Origin of the sequence: Paenimyroides aestuarii (assembly GCF_024628805.1) — a bacterium.
Classification (GTDB): Bacteria; Bacteroidota; Bacteroidia; order Flavobacteriales; family Flavobacteriaceae; genus Flavobacterium; species Flavobacterium aestuarii_A.
This window is the reverse complement of sequence record NZ_CP102382.1, coordinates 2,853,523-2,878,253: the sequence shown is the minus strand read 5'-3', so window position 1 is coordinate 2,878,253 and position 24,731 is coordinate 2,853,523. Positions and strand designations below refer to the sequence as shown.

Here is a 24,731-nt window from a genome sequence, read left to right as displayed (position 1 = left end):
GTTTTTTATTTTATAAGAATGCTTTTAAACTTCTCTATGTTTTTAATAACGATTCCTGTTCCGCGAACCACAGCTCGTAAAGGATCTTCTGCAATATAAACGGGTAAATCGGTTTTTTGAGAGATGCGTTTATCCAAACCTCTTAACATTGATCCACCACCTGCTAAATAGATACCAGTATTGTAAATATCGGCAGCCAATTCTGGAGGTGTTTGTGACAAGGTTTCCATTACAGCATCTTCAATACGCTGAATAGATTTGTCTAATGCTTTGGCAATTTCTCTATATGATACATTTACTTGTTTTGGTTTCCCTGTTAACAAGTCACGCCCTTGCACCATTAAATCTTCTGGTCCTTGGTCTAAATCTTCAATAGCTGCGCCAATTTCAATTTTAATTTTTTCTGCTGTTCCTTCACCCACAAATAGATTGTGTTGGGTACGCATGTAATAAATGATGTCGTTTGTAAACACATCACCGGCAATTTTTACCGATTTGTCGCAAACAATACCGCCCAATGCCAGAACGGCAATTTCGGTAGTACCACCACCAATATCAACAATCATGTTTCCTTTGGGCTGCATAATATCCACCCCAATACCAATAGCTGCTGCCATTGGTTCGTGTATTAAATAAACTTCTTTACCGTTCACACGTTCGCATGATTCTTTCACCGCACGCATTTCCACCTCTGTAATTCCCGAAGGAATACAAACCACCATGCGCAATGCTGGTGTAAATAAGCGTTTTTTTAATGCGGGAATGCTTTTAATGAACAAACTGATCATTTTTTCAGAAGCATCAAAATCTGCAATAACACCATCTTTTAACGGACGAATAGTTTTAATGTTGTCGTGGGTTTTTCCTTGCATTAAGCTGGCTTCTTTACCCACAGCAATTATTTTTCCAGAAACACGGTCGCGGGCAACAATCGAAGGACTGTCAACCACAACTTTTCCGTTGTGTATTATTAACGTATTTGCAGTACCAAGGTCCATAGCGATTTCCTCGGTCATGAAATCAAAAAATCCCATATAATTTTTAAAATGGTGTTAAGTTAAACTATTCCGTTCTATTTTTTAATGTTTAAAGTGACGGATACCTGTGGTTACCATAACCATTTGGTTTTCGTTACAATAATCAATGCTTAAATTGTCTTTAATTGATCCGCCTGGTTGAATAACTGCTGCAATACCGGCTTTTTTTGCAATTTCCACGCAATCTGGGAATGGGAAAAATGCATCGCTTGCCATTACTGCATCGGTTAAATCAATACCAAACGCATTTGCTTTGTCAATTGCTTGTTTTAATGCATCTACGCGAGATGTTTGCCCGGTTCCCGAAGCACACAACTCTTTGTTTTTTGCTAAAACAATTGTGTTTGATTTGGTGTGTTTGCAAATTTTAGAAGCAAACAATAAATCTTCAATCTGTTTTGTATCAGCCACTAAAGTTGTAACGTTGGTTAAATGTTCTTTAGTATCTGTTACATTGTCTTTATCTTGAAACAAAATTCCGTTTAAACACGTTCTAACTTGTGTTTTTGGCAATTCAATATCTTTGATAATTAATATAATTCTATTTTTCTTTTCTTGTAAAATTGCCACTGCGTCTGCGTCATAACTAGGAGCGATTACAATTTCACAGAACAAGTTGTTAATTTCTGTTGCTGTTTCTTTATCAATATTGCCATTTGCAATTAAAACACCGCCAAAAGCAGATGTGGGATCGCCAGCCAAAGCAGCCAAATAAGCTTCTTTCATAGTTGGTTTTTGTGCCACACCACACGCATTGTTGTGTTTCAATATAGCAAAAGTAGGAGCATCGCCTTTAAATTCGTTCATTAAGTTAACGGCAGCATCCACATCTAATAAATTGTTGTAAGATAACTCTTTTCCGTGTAACTTTTCAAACATTTCATCAAAATTTCCAAAGAAAATTCCTTTTTGATGTGGGTTTTCTCCATAACGCAATGTTTGTGCTTCGCCTTGGCTTATTTTTAACACAGGTTCGTTTATTTCTTGGTTGAAATAATTGAAAATAGCACCGTCGTAATGCGATGATACATGGAATGCTTTTGCCGCCAAATATTTGCGTTGAGCCAGCGTTGTAGCTCCATTCTCTGAAGTGTAAAAATTTAAAAAGGTTTCATATTCATCAACCGATGCAACAATCACTGTGTCTTTAAAATTTTTAGCACCTGCACGAATTAACGAAATACCCCCAATATCAATCTTTTCGATAATTGCTGCTTCATCAGCACCCGATGCAACTGTTTTTTCAAACGGATACAAGTCAACAATAACTAAATCAATCTGTGGAATGGCATAATCGATCATTTGTTGCACGTCGGTTTCATTGTCCTGACGGTTCAAAATTCCACCAAAAATCTTAGGGTGCAATGTTTTTACACGTCCGCCTAAAATCGATGGATACGATGTAACGTCTTCAACCGGAACAACAGGAATGCCCAAATCTTTGATAAACGTTTCGGTACCGCCTGTTGAGTAAATAGTTACGTTGTTTTTATGCAATTCTTTTACAATCGGTTCTAATCCATTTTTGTCAAATACTGAAATTAACGCCGATTGAATTTGTTTAGATGTACTCATTATTGTTGTATGTTGTTTTTAAGGTGCAAAAATAGTATATGTAATTGATTTAATGAAAATTATTTAGTAGGTTTTTTATGCTATTTTTCAAATTGCTTTTTGCCAAATATTTTGTGTTCAACTACAACTCGTTTTATTTTGTAAAAAGATGCAGAGTTGTTGAAACTAAATTGTTTGCAAGCAGTAATTAAATAATCGATAGAATCCTATTTTTTGGAAACCATTTTTTTGATTTCGTTTAATTTCATCAAGGCTTCAACCGGAGTAAGGGTATTGATGTCTAGATGAGTTATTTCATCGCGAATTTCTTCTAAAATTGGATCATCTAATTTAAAAATTGATAATTGCAAGTCGTCTTGTTTCAACGCTTTAGTCGTATTTTCGGTTTTGTGACTTGCTTCTAATTTTTTTAATATTTTTTGTGCTTTTTGAACCACTAAATTGGGCATTCCGGCCATTTTTGCTACGTGAATACCAAAACTGTGTGCGCTACCCCCTGGGATTAACTTTCTTAAAAACAGCACGTTGTCTTTGAGTTCTTTAACCGATACATTAAAGTTTTTAATTCGGTGGAATTGCTCCTGCATATCATTTAATTCATGATAATGCGTTGCAAACAATGTTTTTGCTTTTTGCGGATGTTCGTGGATGTATTCTGCAATTGCCCAAGCAATAGAAATTCCGTCGTAGGTTGATGTTCCGCGGCCAATTTCATCTAACAAAACCAAACTGCGATTGGTTAAATTATTAAGAATTGATGCGGTTTCGTTCATTTCCACCATAAAGGTAGATTCACCCATTGAAATATTGTCTGAAGCACCCACACGCGTGAATATTTTATCAACAATCCCCATTGTTACCGCACTTGCCGGAACAAAACTTCCCATTTGCGCCAACAAAACAATGAGTGCAGTTTGTCGCAAAATAGCCGATTTACCCGACATATTGGGTCCTGTAATCATGATGATTTGCTGCGAATGCGTATCTAAATACACATCGTTTGAAATATAGGGCGTGCCCACAGGTAATTGTTTTTCAATAACTGGGTGGCGTCCTTCTTTGATATCCAACACATGATTTTCTTCAATAATTGGGCGTACATACTGATTTTCGGTAGCCAATTGAGTATATGATTGCAAGCAATCTAATTGCGCCACTAGGTGGGCATTCATTTGCACCGGCTGAATATACTGCGCACACCACATGATGAATTTTTCGTAAATTTCGGCTTCGATTTTAGAAATGCGCTCTTCGGCACCCAAAATTTTTGCTTCGTATTCTTTTAATTCTTCGGTGATGTATCTTTCGGCACTTACAAGAGTTTGTTTGCGAATCCAAGTTTCGGGAACTTTATCTTTGTGTGTGTTTCGCACTTCGATATAGTATCCAAAAACATTATTAAAAGCCACTTTTAGAGAAGGAATTCCAGTTGTCTCGATTTCGCGCTGTTCCAATGCTTCTAAAAACGACTTACCCGATTGGGAGATATTTCGCAATTCGTCGAGCTCTTCATTTACGCCATTTGCAATGGCATTTCCTTTGTTTAAAGCAACTGGGGCATCGGGAGAAATGGTTGTAGCAATTTTTTCACGAAGCAGTTCGCAGGCATGTAAATTATCGCCAATCACTTTCAACGCATCGTTTTTAGACTTCAAGGCGGTTTCTTTTAAAGGAATAATCGCATCTAAACTTTCTTTTAAAATAACGAATTCACGAGGTGAGATTTTTCCGGTAGCCAGTTTTGAAATCAATCGTTCCAAATCGGAAATCTGTTTGATTTGGTATTGAAAATTTTGTAAAATATCGGCATTTGATTTAAAATAATCCACCACATCAAAGCGTTTGTTAATGGCATCAATATCCTTTAAAGGCAGAGCCAGCCAACGTTTCAATAAACGACCGCCCATTGGCGACAAGGTTTTGTCGATTACATCTAAAAGGGTAGTGGCATTTTCGTTTGCAGAACCGTATAATTCTAAATTTCGAATGGTAAATCGATCCATCCACACATATGCATCTTCGGCAATTCGCTGAATATTAGTAATGTGTTGAATTTTATTGTGCTGTGTTTCAGATAAATAGTATAAGATAGCTCCACAAGAAATAATGCCTTCTTGCAATTCATCAATTCCAAAACCTTTCAACGAATTGGTTTTAAAGTGATTGGTTAAGCTTTCGTTGGCATAATCGTCTTTAAAAATCCAATCTTCTAAATAGAACAAGTTAAAATCGCTTCCAAAATGATGCAAAAAATGATTTTTATTCCCTTTTTGAACCAAAACTTCGCTGGGTTTAAAGTTTTGCAGTAATTTATCAATGTATTCTTCGTTTCCTTGTGAAGTTAGAAATTCGCCAGTTGAAACATCTAAAAAAGCAATTCCAATGTTTTTCTTTCCAAAATGCAAAGCCGCCAAAAAGTTGTTGCTTTTAGATTGCAACACTTCATCATTAATCGCAACGCCGGGTGTAACCAATTCTGTAACGCCACGTTTCACAATGGTTTTAGCCATTTTGGGATCTTCTAACTGATCGCAAATAGCCACCCGCAATCCCGCTTTGACCAACTTGGGCAAATATACATTTAAGGAATGATGCGGAAAACCAGCCAGTTCGGTTTCGCTCGTAGAACCAGCGCCACGTTTGGTTAAGGTAATACCCAAAACTTTTGCCGTTCGCACCGCATCTTCGCCAAAGGTTTCGTAAAAATCGCCCACTCGAAAAAGCAAACAAGCATCTGGATATTTTGCTTTTATCTGATTGTATTGTTGCATTAATGGGGTTTCTTTTTTTACTTTTTCCTTTGCTGACATGTTTTTGTATTTAATAATTTACAAATATATCATTTCTACCACAGAAAAAATAAATCTAGCAGAATGTTGTTTTGTTTTTTGGAAAGATACCTTGCTAAATCAATAATAAAAATGGATTGCACACACGTATTTACCCGATTGAACGAATAAAATAAAAGTGTTGGATTTTTTAAATCACAGTTTTTTAATTGATGAACCCGCAATAATTTAAAGACAAATTTTTTATTGCTTTAAAAGATTCAGTAAGAAAAAAAGTTGCGTAACGGTTCCTGTTGTTGCGTTTTTCAATTTCTTTGTGAAAGTAAATCAATAAGTATTTCGATTATATTTTTACCTTTTTTACGATTAATGAAGACAAGAAAACTTCTAAAATACTCAAAGGAATTGCAAAGGGTAAAATTTTAAACGGTAAAACATTCATATTGCCAATTACCAACCACATACAAACGAATCCAACAAACCACGAAATAAAAGTAGTCTGCGCCAATGTAAACTTTTGTGAAAAGATATAAATACTGATAGCAAAACATAGCGACCACAATCCCCATATTGCTCCGTTTATTGGTTCGGAGGGAAAAACCAATCCCATACTTTCATAATGTTCTATCCAATATGATTTTAGTAAAAATTCATTTCTAACAAATTCAGATATGCTTATCCAAACTGTTGCAATCAAAATTGGTAAAATGGCTTTCTTAATGGTTTTCATTATGCTACTTTATTGTAATCTTGGTAGATTGCTAATTACACAAGGTGTTTCTACACCAACCAAATATAAATTAAAAAAATGTATTTTGTGATACACAAAGAAGTAAAAATTCTACATTTTAATTCAGTTAAATTTCAAAAATTAAACACTTAAATTGTTAAATGGGGATTGTATTCTATAAAAGTTGTAAAGTATCAAACATAATATTTGTTTCGACTTCTACATTTTTTACCCCGATGTCGCGGATTTGCAATCCGTGACTTTATCTATACAATTCTACTGTTGTTATGGTTATAAAATAGGCACTGCTACTATCGGTTGCTTAATATTTTGTTGACATACTGCACTTTTATTTCAATGAACTTCTTTATTCTTTATATTTAGCGCACGGATTGCAAATCCGCGCGATCGGGTTGTTAAATCCGCGCGATCGGGGCTGGGTTCAGAACGTCGTGAGACAGTTCGGTCTCTATCTACTGTGGGCGTTAGAAATTTGAGTGGATCTGATTCTAGTACGAGAGGACCGAATTGGACCAACCTCTGGTGTATCAGTTGTGCCGCCAGGTGCATCGCTGAGTAGCTACGTTGGGAAGGGATAAGCGCTGAAAGCATATAAGCGCGAAACCCACCACAAGATGAGATTTCTTTAAAGGGTCGTTGGAGATGACAACGTTGATAGGCTATAGATGTAAAGGCAGTAATGTCATAGTCGAGTAGTACTAATAGCCCGTATGCTTATGTGCTCTGGAAGTTGCTTTGTAAAGAATAGTATTAGTATTAAGACAAAAGTATTAAGTATTAAGACTAGCATATCTACAAAAAAAGAAAAGTATCGAAAATATGTTAACAATATTGCAGCAAAGCTGCGTTTAAAGTTCGAAGTTTAACACGTTCAAGGTTAAAAACCTGAAACAAAAGAAACTTTAAACCTTAAACAAAGATTTAAGGTGGTTATAGCATCGGGGCTCACCTCTTCCCATTCCGAACAGAGAAGTTAAGCCCGATAGCGCAGATGGTACTGCATCTTCATGTGGGAGAGTATGTCGCCGCCTTTTTTTAGTAAAGCCTGTCTTTTTCAAGATAGGCTTTCTTTTTTTATTTACTACGTACCGTTCGCTTCGCTCGGGTGGTGCGGCGCAATTCGCAAGCTCGGGTCGTCGCCTTTTTTTCTACAATATACAGTAATACAATTTACATTATACATGAAGTGTGGCTAAGGCCTATTGTAAATTTACATCATAACTATCGAACTAAGGTTCGAGGCAAGTTCATCTAAAAGAACTTGAAACTTTAAATCTTAAGCAAACCACAGATCACAAAATTTGCACTTATTTTCTTCAATATACAGCAGTACAATTTACATTATACAACCATATAATCTACATAACAGACCAATCATCAGCTAACAGCAATAGGGATTGCAGCCTTGTTGGAGCTCTTTGTTTTTTGCAAAAAAACAAAAGCGACGGCGGAAAGCCCGACCTGAAACGTTAGTGGAAGGGATTGCCCAAGAAAAACATCTGGCAATAATCTTAAAAAATCTGTTTGAGTATGATTTTATACTTGTATTTTTGTAAAAATGTTTTAAATGAAATACGCACGTTTAACTAAGGAACAACTGGAAGAATTACATGTGGAATTTACTAATTTTTTGGCATCGCAACAAATTGATAAATCGGAATGGGACTTACTAAAGACTCATAAACCGGAGGTAGCGGAACAGGAAATTGATATTTTTTCGGATTTGGTTTGGGAAGGTGTTTTAAAATCGGCTCGTTATATTGAGCATTTTTCGGCTACACATATTTTTTTGTTTCAGTTTGATAATGAACAAATTGATACAATTGTTTTAAAAACTACGAATGAAACGGTTAATTTTTTAACGAAAAGTGGTCTAGAGTGGTTGGGTGAAAATATGCATTCCAACGAAGTGGAGATTCGCTACGGAGCTAAAAAATTTGGGGGCGACCGAAACGGTGAAATTTTTGAAATTATTCAGCAAGGTGGTATTTTAAGTCAGGGTGAACTGTACGAGCAAATTAAGAATATTTTAGGGAAATAATTGAAGTTATGGAAAATGCGAATGTTTTGGCACAAATCACTTTGTTGCGAGAGGAATTGAACGAACATAATTATAACTATTATGTACTGGATCAACCGGTGATTTCGGATTTAGAGTTTGATCAGAAGTTAAAGAAGTTGCAGGAACTAGAGCAGCTGTATCCTGAATTTTTTGACGAGGATTCGCCAACGCAGCGGGTGGGTGGTGCTGTTACTAAAAATTTTCCTACAATTGTTCATGAAAACCGTATGTATTCTTTGGAAAATTCGTATTCTAAGGAGGATCTTATTGATTGGGAAAATCGCATTCAGCGTGTTTTGGGCAATGTGCCTGTTGAATATGTTTGTGAGCTGAAATATGACGGTGCTTCGATATCGATTACTTATGAAAATGGTAGATTGGTTCGAGCGGTGACAAGGGGAGATGGTTTTCAGGGCGATGATGTAACCAATAATATCAAAACAATAAAATCGGTTCCTTTAAAATTAAAAGGCGACTTTCCTGAAAAATTTGATATTCGTGGGGAGATTATACTGCCTTTGGCTGGTTTTGAAAAGATGAATATGGAATTGATTGATATTGGCGAAACACCTTATTCTAATCCAAGAAACACGGCTTCGGGTAGTTTGAAATTGCAAGACAGTGCCGAAGTTGCCAAGCGCCCGTTAGAGTGTTTGCTTTATAATATTGTTGGGGCAAATAATTTTTTTAATACCCATGCACATTCGTTGGAAGCAGCGCGTTCGTATGGTTTTAAAGTTCCCAATCATTCTAAACTGGTTAAAAACTTAGACGAAGTTTTTGATTTTATTTCCTATTGGGATACGCATCGCCATGATTTACCTTATGAAACCGATGGTGTGGTTATTAAGGTTAACGATTTGTTTCAGCAGGAAGAATTGGGCTATACGGCAAAAAATCCGCGTTGGGCAATTGCTTATAAATTTAAGGCCGAACAAGCCAGCACTGTTTTGGATATGATTTCGTATCAAGTGGGACGTACAGGAGCTATTACGCCTGTAGCTAATTTGCAACCGGTGCAGTTAGCAGGAACAATTGTTAAAAGAGCTTCTTTGCACAATGCCGACCAAATTGAAAAGTTGGATGTGCGCGAAGGCGATACCGTTTTTGTGGAAAAAGGCGGAGAGATTATTCCAAAAATTGTGGGGGTTGACTTTAATCAGCGACAACCAGATAGCCAGCCTACGGAATATATTACCCACTGCCCGGAATGCCACACCGAATTGGTGCGAAAACCAGGTGAAGCTCAGCATTATTGTCCGAATTTTTACGAATGTCCGCCACAGATTATTGGTAGAATTGAACATTTTATCAGTAGAAAAGCCATGAATATTGATGGGCTAGGAGGGGAAACCGTTGCTTTGCTCTACAAAAATGGATTGGTTAAAAATTATGCTGATTTGTATGAATTGACAAAAGAACAAATTGTTCCACTAGAGCGTATGGCTGATAAATCGGCTGATAACTTACTGAAAGGTATTCAAGAGTCAAAAAAAATACCTTTTGAGCGCGTGCTTTTTGCGTTGGGAATTCGATTTGTTGGTGAAACCGTTGCTAAAAAACTGGCGAAACATTATCAATCTATCGATGCTTTAATGCAGGCAGATTATGATGCATTGGTTCATGTAGATGAAATTGGCGATAAGATTGCCTTAAGTATTCGGTCTTTTTTCAAAAATGAATCCAATTTAGAATTGATAAACCGATTGAAAAATTATGGATTGCAATTTGAAATAGAAACTAAAGAAAATACGCAAGTTTCCACAAAATTTGAAGGGATGACAATGGTTGTTTCAGGTAAGTTTGAAACATTTTCTCGTGACGAAATCAAGCAAAAAATTGAAGATTACGGCGGAAAAAATGGAAGTTCTATTACCGGGAAGACATCGGTTGTGGTGGCAGGTGCAGATATGGGACCTGCAAAACTTGAAAAAGCAACCAAGTTGGGAATTCCGATTTGGACAGAAGAGGAGTTCATTAATCAACTCGAAAATTAAATAATTCGCAAAAAAGAACATAATAATTACTTAATATTTAGAAAATACTCAAATAACTCGGTGTTTAGATCTTTGTATTGTAAAAAATAAACAATATGAAATCTATCGAAATGAAATGCGTTTTTAAAGGAATTTTAAGTTTGTGTGCTTATGTGGCTTTGATGCTGTTGGTGTGTTCTAACTTGTAAAAGCAATTAAAAAGTGTAAGAGTATTATTTGAATTAGTAAAAAAAAACACAAAACGTTCGAATTTCCGAACGTTTTTTTGTTTTGTGAAATCACACCTTTATAACCCTTGCGGTGGTTGACTTGTTTTTTAATTCATCAAAGTAAAAATCGATTTGCCCCACGCGAACGCCATAACAGCCAACTTGGTTTACAATTACTTCTTTTCCTTCGGCATTAATTACAACAGTAGGCTTTTCGAGAAAAGTGTGGGTGTGTCCGCCAATAATTAAATCGATATTTTTGGTTTGTGCGGCTAAATCCAAATCAGAAATCATTTGAGATTTACTGCTGTATTGATAGCCTAAATGCGACAAACAAATGATTAAATCGCACTTTAAATCATCTTTTAAAATTCGGGATACATCTTGCGCAATTTCTATGGGATTGTTCCAAACAGTTTCCCCATATTCGCTTTTATTCACCAAACCTTCCAATTTAATTCCCAAACCAAACACACCAATTTTAATTCCATCTTTCATGAAAATTTTGTAAGGTTTTGTAAATCCATTCATTAGTGTGTTAGTGAAGTCGTAATTGGCGTTTAAAACCGTGAAATCAGCTTTCGAAATTTGCTCGGCTAAACTGTTCACACCGTTGTCAAACTCATGATTGCCAATAGTTGCGGCATCATATTGCAACATATTCATGATTTTTATTTCCAATTCACCACCATAATAATTAAAATAGGGCGTTCCCTGAAACATATCGCCTGCATCAAAAATAAGTGTGTTGGGATTTTCGGCCTTTATCTTGTTAAAAATCGTTGCCCGCTTTGCTGCGCCACCCTGATTGGCAAATTTGGCATCGCTAGCTGGGAAAACATCCAAATGGCTGTGGGTATCGTTGGTATGCAAAATGGTGATACGTTTGGTTTTTGCCAATGAAAAGCTTCTCAATCCAAAACCGGTAAGGGTTAAAGTTGTTGCAGCTGCTGTTTGTATGATAAAATCGCGACGTTTCATTATTCAAAAATTATTCTTGGTTTTACAGAAGGATTCAATGTGTCAATCTTTGTGAAATACGCAATAAACATGTTGCGCAATTTATAATCTAATGAATGATTTTCGGTTGCTTTTAAAAGAAAATCCATTTTATCGCCGCCTTTTGCCAGATAATCATTGGTTACCACAAAATAGCTTTTGTTTTTGTCGATTGATTCATTGTTGATTTTTAGATCTTTAACCAACTGATTTTGATCAACAACGATTTCAATTCCGCTTAAAGGATGTGCTGTTTTATTGGCAATAATGAATTGTGCCATTTCAAAAACCACATCGCCTTTTAAAGCTAAAACCACTGCGCTGTTTTCAAAAGGCATAATGTCATAAGCTGTTCGAGTGGTGATATTTCCTTTGGCAATAGTTGCTCTAATTCCACCATAATTCAGTAAGCAAAAGTCGATTTTTTTATTCCATTTTTTTTCAAAAACAGGTTGTGCAATTTCAAAAATGGCATCGGCATAAAAATTAGTCATTGGGTTTTGCCATTTTCCAGCAGCTTTATCTAAATCATTTGGATTATATGCCAAAACTTTCGATAAATCATTTTGGATATGATTTCGATACGGTTTTAGAAAATTTTCAACGGTAATGTTTCCCTCAACAGTATCGTTCAATTCAATATATTTCGTAGCAATATTTGTATTTACATATTTTTTTGATGCACAGTTTGTAGCTAAAAGTGCAGCAATACTTACAAAAAACAGATAAAAATATTGTTTGGGTAAGTTTCTATATTTCATGTTTATTTTAATGAAAATGGTTAACTTTGTTGGTAAACAAAATTACAACGAATAATTTGTAACTTGTTTCATTTAGTTTATATTTAATTACTAATTTATAAAAATGAAAGCATTCATAGGTACAGGTGTTGCTTTAATTACGCCTTTTAAACAAGATTTATCGGTTGATGTTGAAGCACTAAAAAAAATTGTACAATACAATATTGATGGTGGTGTGGAGTATTTAGTGGTGTTGGGAACAACTGCCGAAACCGCTACATTAACCAAAGAAGAAAAAGCGTTGGTAAAACAAACCATTATCGATGCAAATAACGGAAAATTGCCTTTGGTTTTGGGTGTTGGTGGCAACAATACTGCAGACATTGTAAACCAATTAAATGCGGATAACTTAAAAGGATTTGATGCCATTTTATCGGTTTCGCCTTATTACAACAAACCAACGCAGGAAGGTATTTACCAGCACTTTAAAATGATTGCCGAAAAATCACCGCTACCCATCATTGTTTACAATGTACCCGGAAGAACCGGTAGCAATATGCTTCCAGCAACGGTGGTTCGCTTGGCAACCGATTTTAAAAACATTATTGGAATAAAAGAAGCAGCAGGCGATATGGTGCAAGCCATGGAATTAATCCGCAACACACCGAATGACTTTCTTGTAATTTCGGGCGATGATATCATTACCTTACCTATGGTTTTAGCAGGTGGCGCAGGTGTGATTTCTGTAATTGGCGAAGCTTTTCCAAAAGAATTTTCACAAATGGTGCGTTTAGGTTTAAATCGAAACGTGGACGAAGCTTACAAAACGCACTACAAGTTAACCGATGCCATCAATATGATTTTTGAACAAGGAAACCCAGGTGGTGTAAAAGAATTGTTCAAACATTTGAATTTATGTGAAAACTATGTACGTTTACCTTTGGTAAATGTAAACCAAGATTTATCAAATCGTTTGGCAGATTATCTTAAAAAATTTTAACCTAAAAAGTAAAAACTATGTTATCCAAAGATTTACAAACAGCTTTAAACAATCAAGTAAAAATCGAAGGCGATTCTTCGCAAATATATCTAGCAATGGCATCTTGGGCAGAAATTCAAGGTTTTGAAGGTATTGCCACTTTTATGTATGCACAGTCTGATGAAGAACGCTTACATATGCTTAAATTGATTAAATACATTAATCAACGAGGCGGCGAGGCTTTAATACCAAGGGTGGAACAACCAAGTTTAGATCATTCTTCGTTTAGAACTCTTTTTAAACAATTATTTGAACACGAAGTTTTTGTTTCAAAAAGCATCAATGAATTAGTGCACATATCTCTTCAAGAACGGGATTATGCCACGCATAATTTCTTGCAATGGTATGTGGCAGAACAAATAGAAGAAGAAGCAACCGCACGCACTATTTTAGATAAAATCAACCTAATTGGTGATGATAAAGGAGGTTTATATCTATTTGATAATGATATAAAAAACTTTCCGCAACAAAATGACCAAACGGTTTAATAATTTAACGAATCGTTAAGTTTAAATACCAAAAAAGATGCCTTATTTTAGGGTGTCTTTTTTTATTTAAAAAAGATATTGTTCATTAACAAGATAAGTAGTAACTTTGCGTTTGCTATAAAACATATAGCTTTTGTATAAACAACACCAATTTATGAGAAAAATTTCGTATATCATTTTCACAGCATTAGTATTTGCAAGCTGTTCACCGCTTCAGAAAGCTTTAAAGGTTGATGATACCGCTTATAAAAACGAAGTTGCCGACCAGTTATACGAAAAAGGAAAATACAAACAAGCTATTCGATTATACGAACAAATCGAAGCAAAAGAAAGTTGGGCTCCTAATTTTCAATCAATGTATTATAAATTTAGTAAGTCGTTTTACAATGCAAGAAAATGGGAAGCCGCTAAACCCATGTTTCAAAAGTTTAATTTGGTTTATATCACCAGTCCCAACCGTGAAGAAACAATGTACTTAGAAGCCATGTCGGCCTATCAATTGTCAGAAGTATATTCATTGGATCAACACGCAACCTATGAAGGAATAAAGAAATTTGAAACCTTTTTAGCAGCATATCCAGAATCTTCGTATAAAGAAGATGCCAATACTAAAATGCGCGAGTTGAACGAAAAAATAGAGCGTAAGGCATTTGAATCGGCACGTTTGTACAATAAAATTGGCGATTACACACGCGATTACAATGCTGCAATAGTTGCTTTAGACAACTTTTTGCTAGATTATCCCGGAACTGTGTACAAAACCGATGCATTATTTTATAAATTCGACTCGGCTTATAAATTAGCACTAAACAGTGTGTACTCTAAAATGGAAGAGCGTTTAAAAAATGCAATCAGTTTGCACGATGATTTAATTTCATACGCACCTGATACAAAATATAAAGAAGAAGCAGACCAAATGCTTGTTCGTCTAAAAAAAGAATTAAAACAATTTTCAACAAAATAAGAAAATGGACTTGAAGAAAACAAATGCTGCGGTAAATACCATTACCTATAACAAAGCCGAAATTGAAAAACCAACTGGTAATATTTACGAGGCGATTACAATTATTGCAAAAAGAGCCAACCAAATCAATACCGAAATTAAGAAAGAACTGATTGATAAGTTAGATGAATTTGCTACTTACAATGATAGTTTAGACGAAGTTTTTGAAAACAAAGAACAAATCGAAGTTTCTAAATACTACGAAAAGCTACCAAAACCACATGCATTAGCAGTAGAAGAGTGGTTAAAAGGCGATATAACTTTTAAAGAGTAAGCAAAAAATGCAACACATAAGCGGTAAAAAAATTATTCTGGGAATTTCAGGTGGTATTGCCGCTTATAAAACGGCAAGTTTTGTACGATTATTAATAAAAGCAGGTGCAGAGGTTCAAGTAATCATGTCACCTGCTTCTTGTGCTTTTATTACACCATTAACCTTAGCTACATTATCTAAACGCCCCGTATATTCTGAATTTGAAAAAGATTTTGGTGAATGGACCAACCATGTAGAATTGGGGTTATGGGCCGATTTAATGATTATAGCGCCCGCCACAGCAAATACTTTGGCGAAAATGGCAAACGGTTTGTGCGATAATTTATTGTTAGCCACTTATTTATCTGCAAAATGTCCGGTGTTTTTTGCTCCGGCGATGGATTTAGATATGTTTCAACATCCAGCTAATCAGCAAAATATCCATATATTAAAAAGTTACGGAAACATAGAGATTGAAGCCGGATTTGGCGAATTAGCCTCGGGATTGGTAGGAAAAGGAAGAATGGCCGAGCCCGAAGAAATGCTGCAAAAAATTTCCGACTTCTTTTTGAAAGATACTACTCCAGATTTAAAAGGAAAAAAAGTTTTAATTACAGCAGGTCCCACATACGAACCAATAGACCCGGTACGTTTTATAGGAAATCATTCCACTGGAAAAATGGGGTTTGATATAGCCAATGAAGCTGCCAAACGCGGAGCAGAAGTGTTATTAATCACTGGACCCACTTCGCTAAAAACTAACAATCCGGCTGTTCAAGTGAAGCACGTTGTTTCTGCAAACGATATGTATCAAGCGTGTCATGAAGCATTTCAAACTGCTGATATTGTGATTGGTGCAGCAGCAATTGCAGATTATCGTCCTAAAACCATAGCATCGCAAAAAATTAAAAAAAGCGATGAAGAAATCACCATTGTTTTAGAAAAAAACCCAGATATTTTAGCTTCGTTAGGTGCTGTAAAGAAACAGCAATTTTTAGTTGGTTTTGCATTGGAAACCGAAAACGAAATAGAATATGCAAAAGGCAAACTAAAAAAGAAAAATTTAGATTTAATTGTATTAAATTCGTTAAATGATCACGGCGCAGGCTTTGGAAAACCAACAAATAAAGTTACCTTTATAGACAAAGATTTTAATATCTTTCCTCAGGAATTAAAATCCAAAGAAGCGGTGGCAAAAGATATTATAGACCAAATTGTTAAAAATTATGCTGAATAAAATTGTTCTTTTTCTTGTATTGCTTGTTGGTACAAATGCAGCTGCACAAGAGTTAAATGCAAATGTGGTGGTAAATGCTGATCGAATTCAACAATCGAATAAGCAGGTTTTTAGTACCTTACAAAATGCTATCCGCGATTTTTTTAACAATAATAAATTCACCAATTACAACGTAAAGAGATCGGAATTAATTGATTGCAACGTGCTTTTGGTTGTAAATAGTTATGACCCCAATACCAATGCTTTCACAGGCACTTTACAAATTCAGTCATCGCGACCAGTTTATAATTCAGGCTACGGAACCACTCTTTTTAATTTTAGCGATAAATTCATCACTTTTAATTATTTAGAATTTGAACCATTGGTATATTCAGAAAATGCCATCAGTTCCAATTTGGTTGGTTTGCTAACCTATTATGCCAATTTAATCATCGGATTAGATGCTGATTCGTTTTCCTTATACGGCGGAACAGCTAATTATCAAAAGGCTTCAAATGTAGTGGCAATGCTGCAACAAACCGAAGACAAAGGCTGGACAATGGGCGAACAAAACAATCGCTATGCTTTAATAAACGATTTGCTTTCAAACTTATATGCACCTTACCGAGAAGCCTTATACGAATACCATATTAAAGGGTTGGATATCATGGCAGAAAATCCAGAACAAGGTAAAAAAGGTATTGCAAACGCTATAAATATTTTAGCAAATACGCACAAAACCCGTCCAAATGCTTTAACAACCCGAATTTTCTTTGATGCAAAAGCCGACGAGATTACAAAAGTTTTTGGCGCTGGACCTACTTTTGATACCACCCAATTAATTGAAACTTTAACACGCATAAATTCTACAAACGGAACCAAGTGGAACCGCATGTAAACCAACTATAAATGTTAACACACTTATCAATTAGAAACTACGCGTTAATCACACACGCATCGGTTCAATTTGCAAACAATCTTACCATCATCACAGGAGAAACAGGTGCCGGAAAATCTATTTTGCTTGATGCATTGGGTTTGGTGCTTGGAAAACGTGCCGATTTAAACGTTTTAAGAAATGCAGATGAAAAATGCGTCATCGAAGCACATTTTAATATCGCATCGTATCAGTTGCAAAGTTTGTTTTCAGAATTGGATTTAGATTACGAAAAAGATACTATTGTAAGACGGGAAATTCTTCCGTCGGGTAAATCAAGAGCTTTTGTAAACGATGTTCCTACCACATTACAAAACTTACAGCAATTGGGAAATGTGTTAATTGATATTCATACACAACACCAAACACAAGATCTTTTCAGTGAAAAATATCAGTTAAATTTAATTGATGTTTATGCCAATAATGGAAATCTACTAAAAGATTACCAACATCATTTGCAACATTTTAAAAAGCAACAACAACAATTACATCTTTTAAAAGAACAGCAGTCGCAGGTTACCAAAGAGCAAGATTATAATGCATTTTTACTTGATGAATTAACCCAAGCAAATTTAAAAAGTGGGGAACAAGAAGAATTAGAAAGTCAGTTTGAAGTATTGGCGAATGTAGAAAAAGTCGGCGGATTTTTAGAACAAGGTTACGCGGTTTTATCAAACGAAGAATTTGGAGTAACCAAACAGTTGTACGAAGTAAAATCGCACATACAGAAGTTGGCACAAATCAGTACCAAATACGAAAATCTGTATCAGCGTTTAGAAAGCAGTTTTATTGAGTTGGAAGATATTTCTGATGAATTACAAACGGAATTGCAACAACTTATTGCCGATCCACAACAATTAGAATTAATCAATCAAAAATTACAATTGATTTATCAATTGCAAAAAAAGCACAATGTTTCAACAATTGAAGATTTACTTAATATTCAAGACGAACTTTCACAAAAAGTAGCCGGTTTAGAAGCAATAGATGAGCAAATAAACACCTTAGAAAAATTGTTACAAGAAACCGAAATTAAGCTAAATAATTTAGCAGAACAGCTGCACCAAAACCGAACAGCCGTTTTGCCGCAATTAAGTAGCGAAATAAGTAATCTTATTGCACCATTGGGTATGCCAAATGCGCAGTTTAACATTCAATTAACGCCTGGTGAAGCTTTTCTAAGCAACGGAAAAGACGATGTGAATTGGTTGTTTTCTGCAAACAAAGGCATGCAATTTGGTTTGTTGAAAAAAACAGCATCGGGCGGTGAGCTTTCTAGAATTATGCTTGCCGTAAAATCGATATTAGCCGTAAAAAGTAACTTACCAACGATTATTTTCGATGAAATTGATACCGGAGTTTCGGGAGATGTTGCCGATAAAATGGGAAATATCATGAAGGATATGGGCAAACACATGCAAATTTTTGCCATAACGCATTTACCGCAAGTTGCATCAAAAGGAAACCAGCATTTTAAAGTTGCCAAATTCGATGAAGACCAACAAACCACGTCAACCATAAAATTGTTGAGTACCGAAGAACGTATTCATGAAATTGCACAGATGCTTTCTGGGAACACTATTACCGATGCAGCTTTGCAACACGCAAAACAATTGCTTAACTAATAGCTATGAAGTTTTGCCTTTTCGTTTTAAGCTTCTTGTTGCTTATAAGTTGTAAGAAAACTACCACTGTTACACCTGAAACAACCGTTTTACTTAAACAATATGAAGCATTTCCAAAAAGTCAAGTAGATACAGTAGCGTCGATTTTACAAAAGTTTTACGGAGTTAAAACAGTAATTTCTCATAAACAAAAATTATATCCGGAAGCATTTATAAATATAAAATCACCCCGATACCGAGCCGACAGTATTATTAAATTTCAACAGAAAGAAATTAGCAGTAATATTGATTATGTTTTAGGATTGACTTCAAAAGATATTTCAGTTACTAAAAAAGATGTATCAGGAAACATCAAAAAGCCAGAATACAAATATAAAGATTGGGGCATAATGGGTTTGGCATATTGCCCCGGAAAAAGCTGCGTTGTTTCTACATTTCGAATAAAGAGTACAAACAAAACTGTTTATTTTAACAGATTAAAAAAAGTTACAGTTCACGAATTTGGACATAACCTTGGGTTGCCACATTGCCCGAACAAAAAGTGTGTGATGACCGATGCCGTGGAAAGTGTAAAAACCATTGATAACGCAGAATTAAAACTTTGTACTGATTGCGCAAGGAAAATAAACTTTCATTAAATACCTGCAAGGTTTTAAAAACCTTGTAGGTATCAAAAAATATTGCAAACCCACAAAGTCGTTAAGACCTTGCAGGCCTAACCTTAATAATTTCCTTTCAATAAAGCACCACCAATAGTCGATTTCGCTTCAATCCCCAACTTTTTCATCATTTCATAAGTTGTGCAAACAGCAGCCGATGTTACTGGAATACCAATTTCTTGTTCAATTTGGTCAATTGCTTCTAACGACGGCATCTGCACACAAGCCGATGCTACCAAAACATCCACTCCGGTTAAATCCAATTGTTTGTAAATATCCAACAAATTCAACGGATTTTGAGCCGCAACTTCTAAATTATCAGGGATTTCCAAAGCAATGCTTTCTTTCACTTTAAACCCTTGATGTTCAATATAATCAACCACCATATCGGTCAACGGACGCATATACGGCGTAATCACCGAAACCGTTTTGGCACCCAAAACATTCAAGCCGTTAATCAATGCACCCGCAGAAGTAACAATAGGCGTAGGAAAACCATTAGCAACAGTTTCCTGATGCAGATTTACTTCAGAAACGCAATGATACCCGCGGCCCATACTCATAATCGCCACCAAACACGCATAACCCATCACATCAACTTGTGCATCCGAAAGTTCCAACGCACATTTTAAACTCATCGCATCCATAGCTTCCAACTCTTCTTTGGTCACTTTTTTCATGCGCATGCGGCTGCTGTGAAACGTAAAACGTTCAGGTAAAATAGTTTCGCGCGCCTTGAATATTGCCGGAATTTCGGTTTCCATGGTAATGTTACTTGATGGAACTATTTGTCCGATTCTATATTTTTTCATTTTTACTTTCTATATTTTGGGCGTTCCCCGCTAAGGCGGGTCGGGCTTTTCGTTTCAATCTTTAAAACGTTTGCTTTTTTACAAAAGCTAACGTTTTAAAGGATTTCCACTGCAATCCCTAACGCGGTTGACTGTTTATTTTGAAATTTCTTTAACCGTATTCACAATCGTTCCAATGCCTTCCACAGTTGCTTCAACCACATCGCCATCGTGCAACCATTCTTGTGGATTTCTACCGGCACCAACGCCTGCTGGAGTTCCTGTGGCAATGATATCGCCAGGTTCTAAAGTGAAAACAGTACTTAAATCTTCAATCAAATCGTTGATGTTGAATAACATGAATTTCGTATTTGAATTTTGTTTTTCAATGCCGTTTACTTTCAACGATAAATTCAAGTTGTGTGGATTTTCAATTTCGTCTTTTGTAACCAAAAATGGTCCCATTGGTGCAAACGTATCTTGTCCTTTTGAAACAATCCATTGTCCTTCTCGGCGACAATCGCGTGCCGAAATATCATTAATTACCGTATATCCAAAAACATAATCCAGAGCATCAGCTTTTGAAACATATTTTCCTTTTTTAGAAATAATTACACCCAATTCACATTCCCAGTCTAATTGCGAAGTCAACTTGGTGTTTTTGATGATTTCGGTATTAGTAGCTGTAACCGTGGTTGGTGGTTTAGAAAATATAATTGGTTTTGCAGGTAATTTTCCTGTAGTATCAAGGCTTCGGGCACTTTCTGCAACATGTTCGGTATAGTTTAAACCAATCCCGATAATATTTTTACGAGGTTTTTCAATCGGAGCTAATATTTGGACTTCGTTTAAGGTCAATGAAATATTTTCAAAATCAACCAATCGTGTATCCTCGATTAAATTGGAGATTTCTTCGATCACTTCGTATCCCATATCAATTAATTCCAACATATCATTTGGTAGCGGAAAATTCGAAATTCCACCAAAATCTTCCATATCAACAACCATATTGTTGTGAATAAATCCTAATCGCGATTCGCTGTCTTGTGTTTTGTATGTAAGTAGTTTCATTTTTTTATAAATTTAAACCATTAAGAAATTAAGGTTCATTAAGTTTTTTGAAATTGATTTTTGATTTTGTTATTGAATTTTTTGATGCCCATTATTTTCCTCTAATTCTCTTGATTGATACAAACCTAAACTTTCAATAACAGGTAAATCGTTAAACGAAAACAAACAAGCATCTTCGGTATCTGATAAATTATGGTGTTCATGCCATGCCCAACTTGGTACGCAGAAAATATCGCGTTCTTTCCAATCGAAACGTTTACCGTTGATAATGGTGAAGCCTTTTCCTTTGGCACATTGATAAACGAATGACCCCGTGTGTTTGTGCGCTTTTCCCTTAAAACCTTTTGGCAGCAATTGGATAGAAGCTCCCATGGTTTGCATAACGTGGCCACCTGTAAGCGGATTGCTGTATTGCATAATAATTCCATCGAAACTATTTACATTGTTTACTTTTTCTGCTTCTAAAAGTGCCGGATAAACGGTTTTCCATGAATATTTGAATAAAGGCGAATAGGATTTGTTCCATTCTTTATCGGGAGGAATTAACCCAGAACCGCTATAAGTCATTGGCGATTGATTAATTGGTGCTGTGAGTGGTTGGGTGCCGTCATAAACCGCGTAATCATTGGCTTCCAAAGCATTTACAAGAGGAATATCCAACCCATCTTGCCAAATACAGGTTTTTCCACCTTCTTCAACGCCGTGCTCGTGCCAAGTGGAATTGGGTGTAATCACAAAATCATTGACTTCTAGCATGATTTTATTTCCGTCAACAACCGTATAACCGCCTTCGCCTTCCATAATAAATCTTAATGCCGAAGCTTTGTGACGATGTGCTGAGGTAAATTCCCCGGGGCGTGTGACTTGAATTCCTGTGTAGAGCCAACCAACCGCCGCACTTACATCACGGCGTTTGTCGTTTACTAAATATACAACACGCCTTCCTGCTTGTTCTGGAGTAACTAATTCGGAAGATTTTAAAACTAAATGCCTTAAATCTTCATATTTCCAGAGCATAGGCACCGACGAACTTCGTGGTTCCCAAGGTTCAATATCATTGGCTACTGTCCATAGCGCACCAGCACCTAATGTTTCTAATTCTTTATAATAGGCTTTTAATTCGGGCGTGTCTTCCACTCGTGCTCTTCCATATTGATCGTCTGAATAGTTGTTTGTTTCCATTTTTTATATTTTAGTTGGTTTTATCATTAAATTCTTTAAATTCAAATTTTTCAATTAGCTCGATATTCTTCTTGAAAAGATTTTTTTGAATGATGAACCTCTTAATTTTTTATATAATTTCTTATTTTATCAACATTTAAGAAAAAGATTTATGTTTTTAGTACTCTAAACAAAATGTATGTAAACTTTTATAAATGGTCTTTTAACTTGGCTAAAGCCATTAATATTATATTATTTTCGTAAACCACAGGTTGAAACCTGTGTCAATTCAAAACTTGTGTTAATTTAAGCTTTGAAAATTGAAATCTATTTGTTATATCAAAAATACACATGATATTTAAAGATTAAAATTTTTAATCAGTTTTAAATTGCCTCCAGATTTATTTGGAGGAATTAAATGACTTTTAAATATAGACTTTAGTCAAAATTAGTCTTTTTTATCTACAAATGTAATCTTCCTAGTTGGAGCAATATTCACTCGTAAATCAAAAATATCAAAGCGGTTGTAATGCCCTAAAATATCGTGCATTTGTTTTGGTTGGATACATTTAGAAAGGTCAATATCTGCATAAATAATTCCTTCTTCATCAATTAAAGGATTCCCGATTACTGCTCCGTTGGGTCCAATAAAACCAGAAAAAGCCGAACTTTTTCTATCTAACAATTCATCAACATTTGGCACATCTGTTCGCAATGCGTCTTTAATTTCCTGTGAAATAGTAGAACATGAAACAATGGTAAACAATTTTCCTTCAAACGAATGCGCTGCAGCACGAATTTTAATGGCTTCTGCCATATCGTAATCAGGTGGGGCAACTGGCAATGAAATATAATTGGCTATGTGGATCAATTCGCCTTGAGAAAGCAATGTAAACCGCGCCAAAGTGTTGGTGTTTTCGCCACAAGCCAATGTTCCGATTGGTCCTACTTCGGTAGGATATACTTTTAACGAAGAGCCATCGCCCGATGTCCATGTTAATTTTTCTGCCCATGTAGGAACCAGTTTTCTGTGTCTGCCAATGAGCAATCCGTTATTATCAATAATTAAATTGGTGTTGTAAATTTCGCCAAAACTGTCTCCGCGTTCATTGATTCCGATGACAATATTCATGTCGAAATCTTTTGCTGCCTTATACAACTTCTGCATAGATGCATCGTTCACAGCAACTGAATTTTTATACAATTCTTCATACCATTTACTGCCTTGTACCGGCGTCATGATCCAATTCCAATAAGGGTATCCGGCAATAAAAACTTCGGGAAAAGCAATTAATTTCGCTCCGTTTTCATGTGCTTCTTTTACAAATGAAATGGCTTTATCAATTGTTTTATCTACATTAAGAAAAACAGGTGCGGTTTGAACCGTTGCTGCTTTAAATTTTTTAAATTCCATAATTATTGTTTTAATGTTTTTGAAAAAGTACAGCAATCAGTGCTAAAATAGCCGGTAATGCTTGTACAAAAAATATTCTTTTTGATGCAGTAATTGCTCCGTAAACCCCAGCAATAATAACGCAACACAAAAAGAAAATACTAATATTAACAGACCATTCTTTGTTGCAAATAAGCAAAGACCAAATTAACCCAGCAGCTAAAAAACCGTTGTATAAACCTTGGTTTGCCGCTAAACCTTTTGTTGGTTTAAAAAGGTTTTCGGGTATTGATTTAAAGGTTCGTTTGCCAATTGTTTCCCAAGCAAACATTTCGAAATACATAATGTATAAATGTTCTAAGGCCACCAAAGCAATGAGTATTTTTGATACTATTTCCATAATGATATTGTATTAAGATTCAAGTATTAAGAATTAAGACATCTGTAGAAGACTTCAACTTAATTAATCTTTTAATTGCATTTTCTTGATAAGGACAATTTGTCCTAAATGGTAATAACTGTGTTCAATCATGGCTTCGATGTTTCTTCGATAGCTTCCGTATTTTTCATCAACAAAAACCGAATCTAATTTTTCATCGCTCATTTTTTCTACTTTAAGAGCAAAAATTTCAGCATCATTCCAGAATTTATTCAAGAAATGATTCCACTGTTCTTGAGCAGTTATTTCAGGAAAATCAAAACTAAATTGATCTTTTATATCTAATGTTCCTCCATTAAAAACATTCAGCACGCCAGAAATATAATAATGAATATGCTGCGCCAAATCGGCAATGGTGTTTAACGAATCTACTTTTTTTGTTGCCATTTGCCAGTCTAAACCAGCCAACTGATTTTTAAAATTGGTATTCGCAATCCAAGTTCCATTGAGAATTACTTCTCGAAAACGATTGGCTATTTGAATAGAAATATTCATAA

At 35.5% G+C, this 24,731-nt stretch carries 22 protein-coding genes, 1 rRNA gene and 1 other annotated feature; of the genes, 11 read left to right on the top strand and 12 right to left on the bottom strand.

The genetic code is table 11. From position 1 onward, the window contains the following. Nucleotides 1-5: 5 nt before the first annotated feature. The 4 genes from NPX36_RS13880 to NPX36_RS13865 form a co-directional block, all read right to left on the bottom strand. On the bottom strand, nucleotides 6-1,034 hold the full coding sequence (locus NPX36_RS13880) for a rod shape-determining protein (RefSeq protein WP_150011300.1): 1,029 nt from the start codon (nucleotides 1,032-1,034) through the stop codon (nucleotides 6-8). Nucleotides 1,035-1,079: 45 nt separating this feature from the next. Further along, entirely contained in the window at nucleotides 1,080-2,612 is a 1,533-nt protein-coding gene (gene purH / locus NPX36_RS13875) for a bifunctional phosphoribosylaminoimidazolecarboxamide formyltransferase/IMP cyclohydrolase (RefSeq protein WP_257499324.1), read from the bottom strand. Nucleotides 2,613-2,818: 206 nt separating this feature from the next. Beyond that, complete coding sequence (gene mutS / locus NPX36_RS13870; RefSeq protein WP_257499323.1) at nucleotides 2,819-5,422, bottom strand: DNA mismatch repair protein MutS; 2,604 nt, start codon at nucleotides 5,420-5,422, stop codon at nucleotides 2,819-2,821. A 322-nt stretch (nucleotides 5,423-5,744) separates the two neighbouring features. Beyond that, complete coding sequence (locus NPX36_RS13865; protein WP_257499322.1) at nucleotides 5,745-6,131, bottom strand: hypothetical protein; 387 nt, start codon at nucleotides 6,129-6,131, stop codon at nucleotides 5,745-5,747. Between the two features lie 483 nt (nucleotides 6,132-6,614). Then, nucleotides 6,615-6,862, top strand: a sequence feature (23S ribosomal RNA rRNA prediction is too short). A 212-nt stretch (nucleotides 6,863-7,074) separates the two neighbouring features. Between NPX36_RS13865 and rrf the strand changes: the two genes are divergently transcribed. From rrf to ligA, 3 genes are all read left to right on the top strand, one after another. After that, nucleotides 7,075-7,186, top strand: a 5S ribosomal RNA gene (gene rrf / locus NPX36_RS13860). A gap of 533 nt (nucleotides 7,187-7,719) precedes the next feature. Next, nucleotides 7,720-8,193 (top strand): DUF6495 family protein, encoded by a 474-nt coding sequence (locus tag NPX36_RS13855; protein ID WP_257499321.1) that lies wholly within the window; start codon nucleotides 7,720-7,722, stop codon nucleotides 8,191-8,193. Between the two features lie 8 nt (nucleotides 8,194-8,201). Next, nucleotides 8,202-10,211: an NAD-dependent DNA ligase LigA gene (gene ligA / locus NPX36_RS13850; RefSeq protein ID WP_257499320.1), complete on the top strand. Its 2,010-nt coding sequence runs from the start codon at nucleotides 8,202-8,204 to the stop codon at nucleotides 10,209-10,211. A gap of 278 nt (nucleotides 10,212-10,489) precedes the next feature. Here ligA and NPX36_RS13845 read toward each other — a convergent pair whose 3' ends face one another. Together NPX36_RS13845 and NPX36_RS13840 are read right to left on the bottom strand one after the other, a co-directional pair. After that, nucleotides 10,490-11,401 (bottom strand): bifunctional metallophosphatase/5'-nucleotidase, encoded by a 912-nt coding sequence (locus NPX36_RS13845; RefSeq protein WP_257499319.1) that lies wholly within the window; start codon nucleotides 11,399-11,401, stop codon nucleotides 10,490-10,492. Further along, nucleotides 11,401-12,180, bottom strand: coding sequence for a 5'-nucleotidase C-terminal domain-containing protein (locus NPX36_RS13840; RefSeq protein ID WP_257499318.1), 780 nt, complete (start codon nucleotides 12,178-12,180; stop codon nucleotides 11,401-11,403). The genes NPX36_RS13845 and NPX36_RS13840 overlap by 1 nt, the downstream gene beginning before the upstream one ends. Nucleotides 12,181-12,283: 103 nt before the next feature. Here NPX36_RS13840 and dapA point away from each other — a divergent pair, with 103 nt between their 5' ends. From dapA to NPX36_RS13800, 8 genes are all read left to right on the top strand, one after another. Further along, nucleotides 12,284-13,159 (top strand): 4-hydroxy-tetrahydrodipicolinate synthase, encoded by an 876-nt coding sequence (gene dapA, locus NPX36_RS13835; RefSeq protein WP_257499317.1) that lies wholly within the window; start codon nucleotides 12,284-12,286, stop codon nucleotides 13,157-13,159. Nucleotides 13,160-13,176: 17 nt separating this feature from the next. Further along, nucleotides 13,177-13,686, top strand: coding sequence for a ferritin (locus NPX36_RS13830; RefSeq protein WP_257499316.1), 510 nt, complete (start codon nucleotides 13,177-13,179; stop codon nucleotides 13,684-13,686). 154 nt (nucleotides 13,687-13,840) lie between these two features. Continuing rightward, on the top strand, nucleotides 13,841-14,650 hold the full coding sequence (locus tag NPX36_RS13825) for an outer membrane protein assembly factor BamD (protein WP_257499315.1): 810 nt from the start codon (nucleotides 13,841-13,843) through the stop codon (nucleotides 14,648-14,650). Between the two features lie 4 nt (nucleotides 14,651-14,654). Next, a complete protein-coding gene (locus NPX36_RS13820; RefSeq protein ID WP_257499314.1) occupies nucleotides 14,655-14,963 on the top strand; it encodes a DNA-directed RNA polymerase subunit omega in 309 nt (102 codons plus the stop codon). Nucleotides 14,964-14,970: 7 nt separating this feature from the next. Beyond that, a complete protein-coding gene (coaBC, locus tag NPX36_RS13815; protein ID WP_257499313.1) occupies nucleotides 14,971-16,179 on the top strand; it encodes a bifunctional phosphopantothenoylcysteine decarboxylase/phosphopantothenate--cysteine ligase CoaBC in 1,209 nt (402 codons plus the stop codon). After that, on the top strand, nucleotides 16,169-17,056 hold the full coding sequence (gene porD / locus NPX36_RS13810; RefSeq protein WP_257499312.1) for a type IX secretion system protein PorD: 888 nt from the start codon (nucleotides 16,169-16,171) through the stop codon (nucleotides 17,054-17,056). Before coaBC ends, porD begins: the two co-directional genes overlap by 11 nt. A gap of 11 nt (nucleotides 17,057-17,067) precedes the next feature. Further along, nucleotides 17,068-18,720 (top strand): DNA repair protein RecN, encoded by a 1,653-nt coding sequence (gene recN, locus NPX36_RS13805; protein WP_257499311.1) that lies wholly within the window; start codon nucleotides 17,068-17,070, stop codon nucleotides 18,718-18,720. 5 nt (nucleotides 18,721-18,725) lie between these two features. After that, nucleotides 18,726-19,358: a matrixin family metalloprotease gene (locus tag NPX36_RS13800; protein WP_257499310.1), complete on the top strand. Its 633-nt coding sequence runs from the start codon at nucleotides 18,726-18,728 to the stop codon at nucleotides 19,356-19,358. Nucleotides 19,359-19,441: 83 nt separating this feature from the next. Here the strand turns inward: NPX36_RS13800 and NPX36_RS13795 are convergent, their stop codons facing one another. From NPX36_RS13795 to NPX36_RS13770, 6 genes are all read right to left on the bottom strand, one after another. Continuing rightward, nucleotides 19,442-20,191, bottom strand: coding sequence for a maleate cis-trans isomerase family protein (locus NPX36_RS13795; RefSeq protein WP_317618264.1), 750 nt, complete (start codon nucleotides 20,189-20,191; stop codon nucleotides 19,442-19,444). Between the two features lie 135 nt (nucleotides 20,192-20,326). Continuing rightward, complete coding sequence (locus NPX36_RS13790; RefSeq protein WP_257499309.1) at nucleotides 20,327-21,241, bottom strand: fumarylacetoacetate hydrolase family protein; 915 nt, start codon at nucleotides 21,239-21,241, stop codon at nucleotides 20,327-20,329. A 69-nt stretch (nucleotides 21,242-21,310) separates the two neighbouring features. Further along, complete coding sequence (locus NPX36_RS13785) at nucleotides 21,311-22,423, bottom strand: cupin domain-containing protein (RefSeq protein ID WP_257499308.1); 1,113 nt, start codon at nucleotides 22,421-22,423, stop codon at nucleotides 21,311-21,313. Nucleotides 22,424-22,850: 427 nt separating this feature from the next. After that, nucleotides 22,851-23,816 (bottom strand): carbon-nitrogen hydrolase family protein, encoded by a 966-nt coding sequence (locus NPX36_RS13780; protein WP_257499307.1) that lies wholly within the window; start codon nucleotides 23,814-23,816, stop codon nucleotides 22,851-22,853. Between the two features lie 10 nt (nucleotides 23,817-23,826). Continuing rightward, nucleotides 23,827-24,195, bottom strand: a complete 369-nt coding sequence (locus NPX36_RS13775; protein ID WP_257499306.1) for a DUF1304 domain-containing protein — start codon at nucleotides 24,193-24,195, stop codon at nucleotides 23,827-23,829. 63 nt (nucleotides 24,196-24,258) lie between these two features. Then, nucleotides 24,259-24,729: a DUF1572 domain-containing protein gene (locus NPX36_RS13770; protein WP_257499305.1), complete on the bottom strand. Its 471-nt coding sequence runs from the start codon at nucleotides 24,727-24,729 to the stop codon at nucleotides 24,259-24,261. Nucleotides 24,730-24,731 lie beyond the last annotated feature (2 nt).